At 42.0% G+C, this 14746-nt stretch carries 11 protein-coding genes, 1 tRNA gene and 1 pseudogene; 5 read left to right on the top strand and 8 right to left on the bottom strand.

Features of this window, described 5'->3' with window-relative positions:
- Positions 1-3 precede the first annotated feature (3 nt).
- Complete coding sequence (locus A5N84_RS09570; protein ID WP_158008665.1) at positions 4-594, bottom strand: response regulator; 591 nt, start codon at positions 592-594, stop codon at positions 4-6.
- Complete coding sequence (locus A5N84_RS06205; RefSeq protein ID WP_078055615.1) at positions 563-2623, bottom strand: PAS-domain containing protein; 2061 nt, start codon at positions 2621-2623, stop codon at positions 563-565. Before A5N84_RS06205 ends, A5N84_RS09570 begins: the two co-directional genes overlap by 32 nt.
- Before the next feature lie 140 nt (positions 2624-2763).
- Between A5N84_RS06205 and A5N84_RS06210 the strand changes: the two genes are divergently transcribed.
- From A5N84_RS06210 to A5N84_RS06220, 3 genes are read left to right on the top strand one after another with little or no spacing between them, the layout of a single operon-like run.
- Positions 2764-4269, top strand: coding sequence for a sugar ABC transporter ATP-binding protein (locus A5N84_RS06210; RefSeq protein WP_072281675.1), 1506 nt, complete (start codon positions 2764-2766; stop codon positions 4267-4269).
- A gap of 13 nt (positions 4270-4282) precedes the next feature.
- Complete coding sequence (locus A5N84_RS06215) at positions 4283-5248, top strand: ABC transporter permease subunit (protein WP_072281676.1); 966 nt, start codon at positions 4283-4285, stop codon at positions 5246-5248.
- 32 nt (positions 5249-5280) lie between these two features.
- Positions 5281-6207 carry an ABC transporter substrate-binding protein gene (locus A5N84_RS06220; RefSeq protein WP_072281677.1) on the top strand — a complete coding sequence of 309 codons (927 nt, stop codon included), beginning with the start codon at positions 5281-5283 and terminating at the stop codon, positions 6205-6207.
- A 276-nt stretch (positions 6208-6483) separates the two neighbouring features.
- On the opposite strand, the gene A5N84_RS06225 is transcribed toward A5N84_RS06220, so the two are convergent.
- Entirely contained in the window at positions 6484-7194 is a 711-nt protein-coding gene (locus tag A5N84_RS06225; RefSeq protein ID WP_072281678.1) for a response regulator, read from the bottom strand.
- Between the two features lie 74 nt (positions 7195-7268).
- On the opposite strand from A5N84_RS06225, the gene mak reads away from it, so the two are divergent.
- Positions 7269-8192, top strand: a complete 924-nt coding sequence (gene mak / locus A5N84_RS06230) for a fructokinase (RefSeq protein ID WP_072281679.1) — start codon at positions 7269-7271, stop codon at positions 8190-8192.
- Between the two features lie 282 nt (positions 8193-8474).
- Complete coding sequence (locus tag A5N84_RS06235) at positions 8475-9608, top strand: glycerate kinase (RefSeq protein WP_072281680.1); 1134 nt, start codon at positions 8475-8477, stop codon at positions 9606-9608.
- Between the two features lie 385 nt (positions 9609-9993).
- Here the strand turns inward: A5N84_RS06235 and A5N84_RS06245 are convergent.
- From A5N84_RS06245 to A5N84_RS06265, 5 genes and pseudogenes are all read right to left on the bottom strand, one after another.
- Positions 9994-10084 (bottom strand) — tRNA-OTHER (locus tag A5N84_RS06245).
- 42 nt (positions 10085-10126) lie between these two features.
- The gene (csrA, locus tag A5N84_RS06250; protein WP_072281682.1) at positions 10127-10303 is read right to left on the bottom strand and encodes a carbon storage regulator CsrA; all 177 of its coding nucleotides are present in this window, start codon (positions 10301-10303) and stop codon (positions 10127-10129) included.
- Positions 10304-10443: 140 nt separating this feature from the next.
- Entirely contained in the window at positions 10444-11661 is a 1218-nt protein-coding gene (locus A5N84_RS06255; RefSeq protein WP_072281683.1) for an aspartate kinase, read from the bottom strand.
- Between the two features lie 2 nt (positions 11662-11663).
- Positions 11664-14299: pseudogene (alaS, locus tag A5N84_RS06260) on the bottom strand (alanine--tRNA ligase).
- Positions 14280-14729: a regulatory protein RecX gene (locus A5N84_RS06265; protein WP_072281684.1), complete on the bottom strand. Its 450-nt coding sequence runs from the start codon at positions 14727-14729 to the stop codon at positions 14280-14282. Before A5N84_RS06265 ends, alaS begins: the two are co-directional and overlap by 20 nt.
- Between the last annotated feature and the right edge of the window lie 17 nt (positions 14730-14746).

Below are 14746 nucleotides of genomic sequence, written 5' to 3' on the forward strand. Positions count from 1 at the left end.
TCCTTATTTTAGGGGTAAATCCTTATTTGTATGCCTACGAGTGGCGCGCTGTATGTGTTCTAATAATTGTGCTGTTTTAAATGGTTTATGCAAAATCATAAACTCTTGCGCCTGTTTGGTGATATTGGTTTGATTGCCCGTCATCAATACAATTGCAATATGCGGATAATGCTCACGCACATAATGCGCAAGCGCTATGCCATCAATCTCAAGCAACCCAATATCAGACAATAAACACATAACCTTGCTTGCTGAATTTGCTAAATACACCATCGCCTCTTCTGCGCTAGACACTGCCACCACGCAATAATACTCTAGTTGCAATTGCTCAATTAATGTTGCCCTTAAAACAGCGTTATCTTCAACCAATAACAGCGTTTGTTTAGACATAAAAGTAATAGATGGATTTGGTAAAGACACAGAAGCAGGCGTTAACGCCCGAGCCAAAGGCAGTTGTAAATACACACTTGTCCCCACCCCCACACTAGACTCTATTTTAATTCGCCCCTTAGACTGGCGAATAAATCCATAAACCATTGACAACCCCAACCCACTGCCTTTATCAGTCTTTTTGGTGGTGAAAAAAAGGCTCAAATACCTGTTTTTTAGTCTGCTCATCAATCCCGCAACCATTATCAATTACCGCAATTTCAATCATTTGTTCTTGGCGATATTGCCGTTGCACTAATTTCTGTTGCGTTTGCAACACAATAACCCCACCCCCTTCTAATGCATCTTTAGCATTGACAATTAAATTAACCAACGCCGTCTGCAATTGATTTCGGTCAATATAGGCAGGCGGTAGGTTTTGCTCTAATTGCAATTTTAATTCAATATTTTGCGCTAAATTGTGTTTTAACAAATCCGCCACCTCGCTCACAAGCGCATTCACTGACAATGAAACGGGTTGTAATGGCTGTTTACGCGCATAGGCCAACAACCGCTGAATCAATACCGCGCTATTTTCCGCCGCTTTTAATGCTCGCTTTAGGCGATTAGCCTGTGCCTGCGGCAATAAGGTGGCATCAATCAAATCTAAATTGCCCATAATAACAAGCAAGAAATTATTAAAATCATGCGCAATACCGCCTGTTAAATGCCCAATACTGCGCATTTTTTGACTATGCGCCAAATCCATTTCAAGTTTTTTTCGCTGGGTGCGGTCAATTAAAAATGCCACCAAACCGCCATCTTGCAATCGACTAATCCGCCATTCTAAAATTTGCCCTGCGAATGCTAGCTCTAATGGCTCCTGCTCTAGACGTATTTCCTGCAAACATTGTGTATTTATCATCAAATCACTGCCATAAACTTTAGCGCCCTGCGTATGCAAATATTCTGCCAACTGTGATAAATCCCACTGGGACTGCATCGCAGTTGTTACTTTTAATAGACGTAAAAATTGCTTATTGCAAGAATATAAATTCATCTGCGCATCAAAAATCGCCAAACCATCGCGCATCGCTAAATAAGTTTGCGATAACAAATTATTCTTAACTTTTAATAGCGCATCAGTTTGTTCAAGAGTAAGCAATTGCTGATAAAACAACTGAAAAGCACGCGCCAACTCACCAATTTCATCTTGATATTGACGCTGTGGCACGCGCACTTGGTGATTGCCTCTCGCCAACTCAGTAAGCGCATAGGTAATCGAATACAATCTCTTGCCAATAATGGAATCAATATACCCCCCTAACACCATAATTAAGGCAATAGTAAAGATTGCTAGCAGCGCAATCACTTTTTGATAATCACGCAAATCTTGTTGCACTTGTTCTGAATGTGCCTGCACTATCGCCATCTCTTGCTGCGCCAAAATAGTGTAGCGCTCTTCTATCATTTTTGATAAGGCGTTAATTTTATAAATTAAATAATGTATTCGTTGAGACTGTTCTGCCAATACATTTGCTTGAGTAATGATTTGCTCAACAACTGTTTTCCCTTTTTGCCATTCTTCCATAAGCGCCCCTTGCGCTTTGGACGGCTCTAATGCCTCAAATAATCTGACGATTGTTGCAAAATCTTGCGCTGACAAAGCGCCTTGCATGGTTTGCTCAATTAAACGCTCCAACTGTAAAAATTGTAAATCCTCTTCCTCTGTTAGCTGAGCATGATGTGCTAAACGCTGCATATGGCGTAAATGCAAGATGGTTTGATTGAACTGGCTGAGTATCGTGGTATGCGTGATATGTCGCTGATGTGCCTGCCAAAGTAACTCTTTAACGCTTTGCTCTAATACTTGTAAAAACTGCGCCAGTTCTAAAAATTGCTCAGCAGGATTAGCGAGCGCGTGTTGGTGCGCGCTTTTTAATAACTCATGAATTTGGGAGAGATAATCTTCTAATTGTCGAGCCGATTCTTGATATTCCAGCGCTCGCGCGCTCTGACTAAGGCGCAATGCATAAGCAGAAATCTGTGTTGTTTTTACACCCAAAGTCATTGCAAATAGCATTTGTTGCTGGGTTTTTTGTTTTAAATCCGCCAAAGATTGATAAGTATGATTTAAACCAAACCATGCGCTAGCACTAATCAAACCAACCAAGAAAATTGCAAGGCATACAAATCCAACCAAACGCGCTCTAACACTACCGCGCATCTCCAACCAAGCATTTAAACGCTTCACTTAAATTCCATATCTAAAAAACACCATTGTAAAAACAACTGCGTACAAAATGATGACAATTATGAACAAAATGCCATCATCTTAGATTTATATAACTATGCTTTGATTAACCTAGAAACAAAATCACTCAGGGATAACCAATGAGTCAATCAAAAAAGCAAGCGCCATTATTAAAGATTGAGTCCGTTAGTAAAAAGTTTGGTGATTTTTATGCTTTGAAAGAGGTGAATTTAGAGTGCTATGCAGGAGAAATTCATGCACTTATGGGGGAAAATGGCGCGGGAAAATCTACTTTAATGAAAATTTTAGCAGGCGTTTACACCGCCTCTGCAGGACAAATCTCTATCGCAGGTCAAATTTGTCCTCTAAATTCACCCAAAGCAGCTATTGACGCTGGCATTAGTTTGATTTATCAAGAAATTCATCTCTCACCCAACCTCACGGTAGCGGAAAATATCTTTCTTGGAAGAGAAATTAAAAGCCTTTTTTCAATCAAACACAAACAAATGCTGCAAGAAACCCAACAAGTCTTAACACGATTAGGCGCACAATTTTCCCCCACGCAAAAAGTCTCTTCTTTAAGCATCGCCGAACAACAACAAGTTGAAATTGCTCGCGCATTACATCGCAAAAGTCGCATTTTAATTATGGATGAACCAACGGCGGCACTGTCTTCACGCGAAACCGAACAATTATTTGAGGTCATCAAAAAACTACGCCAAGAAGGTTTAGCGATTATCTATATTAGCCATCGTATGGCAGAAATTTATGAACTTGCTAATCGTGTAAGCGTATTGCGCGATGGCAGTTATATTGGCTCACTTACTAAAGAAGAAATTAACCCACAAACATTAGTGCAAATGATGGTTGGGCGTACATTAGATGATTTATTTCAAAAAGAGCAAGTTTCTGTTGGCGCTGAGGTCCTACGCGTTGAACAACTTGGTGATGGCGAGAAGGTAAAAGAAATTTCCTTAGTTGTCCGTGCAGGTGAGATTGTTGGACTGGCAGGCTTAGTAGGGGCTGGACGTTCTGAATTTGCGCATTTGCTTTTTGGAATCCGCCAGCCCAAATATGGCGCAATATATCTTAATGGGCAAAAATTTAATCCAAGCTCTCCTCGCCATGCGATTGCTCAAAATATCGCTTTATTACCAGAAAATCGTAAAGAAGAAGGACTGTTTTTAGAGCTCAATATTGCTAAAAATGCCGCTATGGCAACGCTTGAACGCGATGCAACGCTGGGAGTCATTCAACCTAAACAGATACAAAAACAAGCCGAACAAGCCATCTCAAAGCTCAATATTCGTGTCCCTAATGCTTTTGTCAGTCTAAGTGGTTTATCAGGCGGCAATCAGCAAAAAGTTCTGTTATCCCGTTGGATGGCAATTAATCCTAAGCTATTTATTTTAGATGAACCTACGCGCGGTGTAGACGTAGGCGCGAAAAGTGAGATTTATAAAATCATCACGCAGATGGCTAAACAAGGGGTTGCTATTTTAATGATTTCTAGCGAATTGCCCGAAATTATCGGTATGAGCGATAGAGTGTATGTCATGCAAGAAGGCACTATTGCTGGCGAACTAACTCAACAACAAATGAATCAAGAAAATATTATGGCGCTGGCATGTGGCGCTATGGTTTAACAAGGAGATATCCATGCAGTCTGTTTCAAAACCAACCTTTAAAAAAGCGCTATTGACCGACTCATTGCAAGCAATGGGTATTTTGCCAATTTTATTATTGATAATTATAGTTTTTTCTATTATTGCGCCTAACTTTATGAGTGAAGCCAATTTGATGAATATTGCGCGTCAGGCGTCTATTAATATTGTTCTAGCAGCAGGGATGACTTTTGTGATTTTAACAGGCGGTATTGATTTATCCGTTGGCTCTATTTTAGGCGTTACTGCGATTGTTACGCTCATTAGTTCCCTACAACCCGAATTGGCGGGTTTTTCTATAGCCATAGCGTTATTTACGGGTTTAGCAATGGGTATATTTAATGGCGCATTGGTTGCTTATGCTGGGTTACCACCTTTTATCGTAACTCTTGGAACTTATACCGCCCTACGTGGCATGGCTTATTTAGTTGCCGATGGCACAACCGTCATTAATTCTGATATTAACTTTGCATGGATTGGTAATGGCTATTTAGGCTCAGTCCCTTGGCTAGTTATTATTGCTTTTGCCGTGATTGCGCTGTGTTGGTTTATCTTACGTCGCACAACATTAGGGATACACATTTACGCTGTTGGCGGCAACTTACAAGCAGCGCGCTTAACAGGCATTCGTGTTTCATTAGTGCTTATTTTTGTATATGCCGTCAGTGGCTTATTATCTGCATTGGGTGGCGTTATGATGGCTTCTAGGCTTTATAGCGCCAATGGCAATTTAGGCACTGGTTATGAATTAGATGCCATCGCTGCCGTTATTTTAGGCGGAACAAGCTTTGTTGGTGGCATTGGCACTATCACTGGCACACTTATCGGCGCTTTAATCATCGCAACCTTAAACAACGGTATGACCTTAATGGGTGTGTCTTATTTTTGGCAATTGGTTATCAAAGGAGGCGTTATCATCATCGCTGTTTTAATTGATAAATATCGCACTAAACATCACTAATTTTAATAATCTTATCAAGAAGGAGAAACATCATGAACTTAAAACCCCTAGCTTTAGCCCTACTAATGGCAGCTCCATTGGTTCAGAGTAAAGATTTACAATCTATCGGCATTACTGTGGGAGATTTAGCCAATCCTTTTTTTGTGCAAATTGCTAAAGGAGCGGAGTTAAAAGCAAAAGAATTAGGAGGCGATAATGTCAATGTTACCGCCGTATCTAGTGGCTATGATTTAGGTCAACAAGTAGCGCAAATTGATAATTTTATCGCTGCCAAAACGGATTTAATTATCCTAAATGCTGCCGATTCTAAAGGTATTGGGCCTGCGGTTAAACGTGCGCGTGATGCAGGTATTGTCGTAGTTGCGGTTGATGTTGCCGCTGATGGCGCTAATGCAACCGTTACCTCCAACAACTATCAAGCTGGTGAAATTGCCTGCCAAACCATAGCTGAGCGTCTTAACCATAAAGGCAACGTTGTCATTATCAATGGTCCGCCCGTTTCTGCTGTACAAGACCGCGTTCAAGGATGCATGGATACTCTTGAAAAAGATAATGATATTAAAGTGTTATCACACAATCAAAATGCCAAAGGCAGTCGTGAAGGCGGTCTAGAGGTTATGACCGCTTTACTCACCGCACATCCTAAAATTGATGCCGTCTTTGCTATTAATGACCCATCAGCTATTGGGGCTGACCTAGCCGCCAAACAAGCCCAACGCAATGAATTCTTTATAATGGGTGTAGATGGTTCACCCGATGGCGAAGAGGCTTTAAAACGTGAAAGTAGCTTATTTATCGGCACTCCAGCACAAGACCCACAAGTTATGGCATCACAAGCAGTTAGCATCGGCTATGATATTTTACAAGGCAAAGAAGCGCCCAGTGAAGTAGTGCTTATTCCTGTCAAGTTAATTGACCGCGATAATGTCAGCGATTATCAAGGCTGGACAGTAAAATAACTTTTAAGTATTCACCTAGAATGAATTATAAAATTCTAATTTTAAGAAAAAGTTATTAAACCAAGATAGGGGGTAGTGCTAATTATCACGAACCCATAACGTTATAATCAATGAAATATCCCCTATCTATTTAAAATAAATACTCTCTTTTATTGCCATCAATATACTTAAATTCGAACATTCCAATTGAAATTAGATGAGCGATAAACCATCTAATTAACAAGTTAATTATAAAAATAATAAATAAAATAGATGGCTTTAAGCTTATCACAGGTTCTATCCCACCACTTCTACCGCACAAGCAAATAAATAACCTTCACCGCGTACGGTTTGGATAAAACTAGGCGCTTTAGGATTGATTTCAATTTTCTTACGCAAACGCATAATCAACACATCAATCGTACGATCAAAAATCTCCAATGTATCGCTATGGGTTAATGCTAATAACTGTTGACGGGATAACACTTTTTGCGCATTTTGCAATAAAGCGCGCAATAACACATACTCTCCATGCGTAAGTTCGACTTCCTGTTTTAAAGGATTGTATAAGCGGTTATTTTGTGTATTTAAAAACCACTGTCTAAAAGCAAATCCTTGTGTAAATGCTAAAGAAGGCACTGATTGCAAACGACGTAATGCCGCCTTAACTCTTGCCACTACCATGCGTGGATAAAAAGGCTTGCCAATATAATCATCTGCTCCCATTTCTAAACCTACTATCGCATCTAAATCCGAACCCAAACCGCTTAACATAATAATTGGCGCATCTGTCAAAGATTTAAGTTGCTGCAATAGCGTCAAGCCATTGATATCTGGCAAAATCAAATCTAATAAAATTAACGCCATCTCCTGTGAATCTTTTATCTTATGGAGTGCTTGCTCACCACTATGCGCCAAAATAGTGGTGTAATTATGCTCACTAAGAATATCTACCAATAACTCACAAACCTGTAAATCATCATCAACGATTAATATAGATTCTTTCATGCAATCCCTCATCCTTAAATTGTTATTAGCGTATAATATAACTACATTATTTTAATCATAACATAGGAGGTCGCATGCGCATCGGTATTGATTTAGGCGGTACAAAAATAGAAATTATTGCCTTATCCAATCAAGGCGAAGAATTATTTAGAAAACGCATTCCTACTCCTAAAGGTTCTTATTCACAAACTCTAACCGCCATACAAACGCTCATTCATGACGCTGAAAGTCATACCAAACAACAAGGGAGCATTGGGATTGGTATCCCAGGCACGCTTTCTCCTTTTAGCGGTAAGGTTAAAAATGCCAACTCTGTTTGGTTAAATGGACAACCTTTTGATAAAGATTTACAACAATTGCTAAAACGCCCCATACGCATTGCTAATGATGCCAATTGTATGGCGGTTTCTGAAGCTACCGATGGTGCAGGTCAAAATAAAAATATCGTCCTTGCTTTAATTTTAGGCACAGGGTGCGGTTCAGGGATTGTTCTTCATGGAAAAGTGCACAATGGCGCTAATGGTATTGCTGGAGAATGGGGACACAATCCGCTACCATGGCAAGATGCCGAAGAACAACACATCGCCCAAACCAATCCTTGCTACTGTGGCAAAAGAGGTTGTATTGAGCAATTTATTTCTGGCACAGGACTTTGTGATGATTATCAACGCCGCACTGGCGAGCGCTTAGCAGGAAATGAAATCGCTCAACTTGCCCTATTAGGCAATCCCATTGCTGAACAAACCTTGCAAGCCTATGAACGTCGCCTAGCCAAATCACTTGCCAGTTATACGAATATTCTCGATCCTGATGTGATTATTCTTGCAGGTGGTGTGTGTAATATTGATAGACTCTGTCAAACCATCCCCCTTTTAATGCCACAATATATTTTTGGCAAAGAATTCCATACCCCAATCAAAAAGGCTCATCATGGTGATTCTAGTGGCGTCCGTGGCGCGGCATGGCTATGGGGCATTGATGAATATCCCTACAACTAAACCTTTAACGCACACCATCAAAATAGAGATTAATTTATGATAGGAATAACTTTAATTATTTATTTTTAGCGCCATTTTTTTGATGATTTATACTAAATGGCGGACTCATCCCTTTTTAGCATCCATGACGATTGATACAGATACATGCCAATGATGGCTGGTGGTAACTAATTTTTCTGCCCCCTAACAAGGACATCGCACACAAACCGCCTTAACTTTTATTATGGCAGTAGTTTATGTTACGCATTTATCTATTTTTTTGCTCTTAGCTATAAAAACACCATGAATATACTCATTGCTCCTGATTCTTTTAAAGAAAGCCTGAGCGCCCTAGAAGTTGCGCAAGCCATCGCCACAGGTTTTAAAAAAGTCTTTCCCGACGCACAGTATCAACTATTACCAATGGCAGATGGTGGAGAAGGTACCGTGCAATCTATCATTGATGCCACCCAAGGCAAACGAATCTATAACACCGTTACCGACCCTCTAGGAAATCCAACTCAAGCTTTTTGGGGGATAACGGGAGATGGTAAAAGTGCCATTATCGAAATAGCACAAGCCTCAGGATTACATCTTGTGCCAAATGCGCAGCGCAATCCGCTTATTACCACCAGTTACGGCACGGGAGAACTTATTAAAGCCGCTTTAGATGAAGGGGTGCAACATATTATTTTAGGCATAGGCGGTAGTGCGACTAATGATGCTGGCGTTGGTCTATTGCAAGCTTTAGGCGCCCAATTTTTCGACGAACAAAACCAAAAACTTGATTATGGTGGCGCAGCATTAACCAAATTATCACGCATAAATCTCGGCAAACTCCATCCACGTTTACAACAAGTCCACATTGACGTAGCTTGTGATGTCAACAATCCATTATGTGGAGCGCAAGGCGCTTCAGCAATATTCGCACCGCAAAAAGGAGCCACAGAAGCACAAGTTAAACAACTTGACCGCGCCCTACTGCATTTTGCCCAAAAAGTACAACAACAATTTAATATCGATATCCAAACCCCAAAAGGAGCAGGTGCGGCAGGCGGTATGGGAAGCGGATTATTATTATTGCCTCACGCTACGCTCAAATCAGGCGTAACAATTGTTGCCGAAGCTCTAAATTTAGCCAAAAAAATCTCACAAGCAGATTTAATCATTACAGGTGAAGGTCGCATGGATGCACAAAGCATACAAGGCAAAACCCCCATCGGAGTAGCACAAATTGCCAAAACGGCAGGTAAACCCGTTATCGCTATTGTAGGCAGCCTACGCGCAGACTATTCCGCTGTATATAAGCATGGCATTGACGCTGTTTTTCCTATTATTACTCAAATAGATACCCCTGAAAACACCTTACAACAAGCGCACAATAACTTAAAATCTAGCGCAGAAAATATAGCGAGATTATGGCAACTTAAATCTTAAATTTATCATCAAGCCATCTCCTAAAACTTAAAAACGCAAACAGTTTGCACAACAAATACAACCTAGAACTATAACCACGCAATTCATTAATCAGTTTATGAAATTGCATAAGAGAAACAGACTCACCCCATAAATTCCATATATTTTTATTTATCAATGAGTTAATCATTAAGTGAAACAGATAATTTCTTTTTAACCATTCAATCCCACGCAGAGCATGGGTTTGAGGCATTGTTGGTATTTCTCCGCACCATAATAATAAATACCAACAAAAAGTCTTGCATACAGGAGAAGCTCAGTGCGCCCCCATGAGGTGAAAACCAAGCAATAACAAGGGTTTTAAAGACACAAAAAAAAGCACCATGACGGTGCTTGATGTTAGGTGTGGCGGAGAGAGAGGGATTCGAACCCTCGATAGGGCTATAAACCTATACTCCTTAGCAGGGGAGCGCCTTCAGCCACTCGGCCATCTCTCCAAAGAACGCGTATTATATTGAAAAAATTTTTATACGTAAAGTCTAATTTTCATATTTCTGCTGCTGCAATTTTTGATAAATCTCCTCACGATGCACTACGACTTCTTCAGGCGCTTTTATCCCAATACGTACTTGGTTTCCTTTAACCGCTAAAACGGTCACTTCAATATTATCATCGATAATAATACTTTCGCCTATTCGTCTAGTTAATATCAACATATTACATCCTTGCCATTTAAGCTAATAATTTTATAGCAATTTTTGAAAATACCGCTATAAATTTAGGCAATTTTTATAGGGAAATTAAATTCATTTTCAAAAATTTTTCATTATAAAAATAATACTTATTTTTGTTAGCTTTATTTCACCTTATCCAGTGCAAAAGCATCATGCAAGGTGCGCACGGCTAATTCTAAATATTTTTCATCAATTCCAACGGATATTTTTATCTCAGAGGTGCTAATCATGCGAATATTTACGCCTTCTTTGGCTAGGGCTTTAAACATGGTACTTGCCACTGCAGCATGAGAACGCATTCCTACACCGACAACGGACACTTTAGCAATATCTGAGCCTTCAATAATCACACCTTGTACATCATACAAATGCTGTTTAAGAATTTCTATCGTTTGCTCATATTCCGTACGCGGCACAGTAAAGGTAAAATCTGTTTTACCATTTTCGCCGATATTTTGAATAATCATATCCACGTTAATATTAGCATCGCCCACGGGGCCTAGAATTTTATACGCCACCCCTGGCTCATCAGGAACATCAATCACATTAATTTGCGCCTCATCCCGACTAAAGGCAATACCTGTAATAATAGCTGCTTCCATAATCTCTTCCTCTAATGAAATTAACGTTCCTTCGCCGTCTTCAAAACTTGATAACACTCTAAGCGGTACTTTATATTTTCCTGCAAATTCTACCGAACGAATTTGCAAAACTTTTGACCCTAGACTTGCCATTTCTAACATTTCTTCAAACGTAATGCGGTCAAGTTTGCGTGCCTTAGGTTCCATGCGCGGGTCGGTGGTATATACGCCATCAACATCGGTATAAATTTGGCATTCATCGGCTTTTAACGCCGCTGCTACTGCTACTGCTGTTGTATCTGAACCACCGCGACCAAGTGTTGTAATATTCCCATCTTCATCAACCCCTTGAAATCCTGCAATAATCACCACCTTACCAAGCGCAATCATTGCTCTAATTTTTTCATCATCAATATGGGTAATACGTGCTTTAGTATAGGATCTATCGGTTTGAATTTTCACCTGTGAGCCTGTGTAAGATAGCGCAGGATAGCCACGTTTATTGAGCGCCATCGCCAACAAAGCGATTGACACCTGCTCCCCTGTTGAAAGCAACATATCCAACTCTCGCGGTGTTGGGCGTTCTGAGATAGCCTTAGCCAAACCAAGCAAACGGTTAGTTTCGCCACTCATTGCAGAAACCACCACCACCACATCATCGCCTTGCTTGCGCGCACGAATTACTCTTTCTGCCACATTTTCTATGCGCTCCACCGAACCCATAGAAGTGCCACCATATTTTTGTACAATTAAAGCCACATCTATTCCTTTATTTTGTCTTGTAAAATCGAACTCACCGCCTGCAAAGCTTTGGGTAAGGCTTGTACATTTTTACCACCTGCTTGTGCAAAATCAGGGCGTCCCCCACCTTTACCATCAATTATTTTTGCCAAATGTGAAATGAATTCACCAGCATGCAAACCCAGCGTATTTTTTGCCACACTGACCACTAAACGCGCGGTTTGCCCATCTGCACTACCAATAACCACCATATTCACCTGATATTTATCACGCATTTGGTCGGCAACATCGCGCAATGTCGCATTATCTAGCCCATCTTTTTCTACAGCGATAAAGCGATAATCGCCCACTGTTTGGATAGCCACCTGCTCGCCATCTTGCCCAGAAGCCAACTGACGTTTTAATTGCTGCAACTCTTTTTCCAGCCCACGTACCTGCTGTTGCAAACCTTGAATCCTTTCGGGCAACTGCTTTATATCACTTCGCAACAGCGCCGTTGCTTCATGCAAATACGCCTCATTTTGTTGCCACTGCGCCAAAGCGCTCAATCCTGCTACTGCTTCTACTCGTCGAATTCCAGCAGACACGGAACTCTGCGCCATAATCTTCACCAAACCAATTTCACCGGTGCGCCCCACATGCGTCCCCCCACATAATTCCACCGAATAATCCTTCTCCCCCATTGAAACCACACGAACAACATCGCCATACTTCTCACCAAATAGCGCCATTGCACCTTTTTCTTTCGCTTCATCAATAGGCATTTGCTCAATTTCCACCACAGTATTTCCCAACACCGCCTGATTAATTGCCTGCTCAATTTCCTGCAACTGCTCAGGTGTTAGCATCGCATCATGTGAAAAATCAAAGCGCGTCATATGCTCATTAAGCAACGAACCTTTTTGCTGAACATGCTCACCCAGCGTCTCTCTAAGCGCCTTATGCAATAAATGCGTTGCCGAATGATGGCGTTTAATCGCCTGACGCCTTGCCTCATCCACCTCAGCCCACACCTTCGCATCAACGCCCAGCTCACCCTCAATTAACACCCCAAAATGCAAAAACACATCCCCTTGCTTTTGCGTATCCCTAACTCCAAACAGCCCAGAATCAGCACGAATCCAACCCGTATCTCCCACCTGACCCCCAGACTCTCCATAAAATGGCGTTTTATCCAACACCACCACAGCCTCATCCCCCACAGCCAGCTGCTCAACCGCCTCTGTGCCCATAAACAACTGCGTTATCTGAGAAGAGCAAGACAACGCCTCATAGCCTACAAACGCTGTTTTACCCGCCACCGACAACGCCACATCTGCTTTAAATCGTCCTGCAGATTGAGCACTCTCTCGTTGCAAGCGCATCGCCTCCTCATAGCCCTGCAAATCCAACGACAACCCACGCTCACGCGCAATATCTGCCGTCAAATCCACTGGAAAGCCATAAGTGTCGTATAATTTAAAAACCGTTTGCCCATCAATTACCGACCCAGACAACTCCGCCAACGCCTTCTCAAGCATTCCCATACCATCATCTAACGTCTTAGCAAAACGCTCCTCCTCCTTCAAAATTGCCTGCGCCACCTGTTGTTGCGCCTGCACCAATTCAGGATACGCCTCGCCCATCTGCGCCACCACCTCATCGACCAAACGATAGAAAAACGCCCCACTTTGCCCTAACTTATGCCCATGACGAATCGCTCTTCGCATAATCCGACGCAACACATAGCCGCGCCCCTCATTACTTGGCAACACCCCATCGACCATCAAAAAACCGTCGAACGAATATGATCAGCAATCACCTTCAGCGAATTTTCCTGCAAATTCTCACAACCCGTCGCCTGAGCCGCCGCCTTAATCAACGCTTGAAACACATCAATCTCATAATTGCTGTGCACCCCTTGAAGCACCGCAGCAATCCGCTCCAACCCCATTCCAGTATCAATTGAAGGCTTAGGCAATGGCTTTAAATTACCCTGAGCATCGCGCTCAAATTGCATAAAAACAATATTCCAAATCTCAATAAAGCGATCCCCATCTTCTTCTGCCGAACCAGGCGGGCCACCCCAAATATGCTCCCCATGGTCATAAAAAATCTCCGTACATGGCCCACAAGGACCTGTCTCCCCCATCGCCCAAAAATTATCCGACTCATAACGCGCCTTACCCGCCTTATCCCCAATACGAATAATCTTATCCTCCGAAAGCCCCACCACATCGCGCCAAATCGCATACGCCTCATCATCCTCCTGATAAACCGTAACCAGTAACTTATCAGCTGGCAACGCAAACACCTGTGTTAACAAATTCCATGCCAATACAATCGCACGCTCTTTGAAGTAATCCCCAAAACTAAAATTACCCAGCATTTCAAAAAACGTATGATGTCGCGCGGTATAACCCACATTCTCCAAATCATTATGCTTACCCCCAGCCCGCACACAACGTTGCGAACTCGTCGCACGCACATAATCGCGTCGCTCATTTCCTACAAACACATCCTTAAACGGCACCATCCCTGCATTAGTAAACAACAACGTCGGGTCATTACCTGGCACCAAAGAAGCCGAATGCACAATCTTATGCCCATTGCCTGCAAAATAATTTAAAAAAGCGCTACGAATCTGCGCACTTGATTTAGGAATTGTTAACGTCATTATTTATCACCGCATTAATATCATCAAAAGAAAAACCCCGTTGCAACAAAAAACGCTGGCGCTTAGCGCGCTCCTTCGCATCCATTGCTTGAGCATCATACTTACGCTTATAGATCGCATCAGCCACCGCCCGCCAATCTACAGCATCCAACAAATCCGCACACAGCGCCTGCGCAATATTATGTTGTTTTAACTCATATTCAACCTTAATTCGCCCCTGCCCACGCTCAACCTTTGCGCGCACAAACTGCTCTGCAAAACGCTCATCACTCTGCCAACCCTTTTGCGAATATTCAGCCAGCACCTCCGCCACCAAATCCTGCCCAAACATCTGCCCAAACTTATGACAAAGTTCCGCCTGACTGTATTCTCGTCGCGCCAAAGCCGCCAATAACTTTGCCTCAAGCGCTCGCCTTGCATCCACTTGCATCAACCAGCCTCATCCGC

It is taken from the genome of Rappaport israeli (genome assembly GCF_001888055.1).
Lineage (GTDB): Bacteria > Pseudomonadota > Gammaproteobacteria > Cardiobacteriales > Cardiobacteriaceae > Rappaport > Rappaport israeli.

Excerpts from the sequence above, each read along its gene's own strand:
- A5N84_RS06210 (WP_072281675.1), top strand. The coding sequence starts at position 2,764 with ATGAGTCAATCAAAAAAGCAAGCGCCATTATTAAAGATTGAGTCCGTT.
- A5N84_RS06215 (WP_072281676.1), top strand. The coding sequence starts at position 4,283 with ATGCAGTCTGTTTCAAAACCAACCTTTAAAAAAGCGCTATTGACCGAC.
- A5N84_RS06220 (WP_072281677.1), top strand. The coding sequence starts at position 5,281 with ATGAACTTAAAACCCCTAGCTTTAGCCCTACTAATGGCAGCTCCATTG.
- A5N84_RS06225 (WP_072281678.1), bottom strand. The coding sequence starts at position 7,194 with ATGAAAGAATCTATATTAATCGTTGATGATGATTTACAGGTTTGTGAG.
- mak (WP_072281679.1), top strand. The coding sequence starts at position 7,269 with ATGCGCATCGGTATTGATTTAGGCGGTACAAAAATAGAAATTATTGCC.
- A5N84_RS06235 (WP_072281680.1), top strand. The coding sequence starts at position 8,475 with ATGAATATACTCATTGCTCCTGATTCTTTTAAAGAAAGCCTGAGCGCC.
- csrA (WP_072281682.1), bottom strand. The coding sequence starts at position 10,303 with ATGTTGATATTAACTAGACGAATAGGCGAAAGTATTATTATCGATGAT.
- A5N84_RS06265 (WP_072281684.1), bottom strand. The coding sequence starts at position 14,729 with ATGCAAGTGGATGCAAGGCGAGCGCTTGAGGCAAAGTTATTGGCGGCT.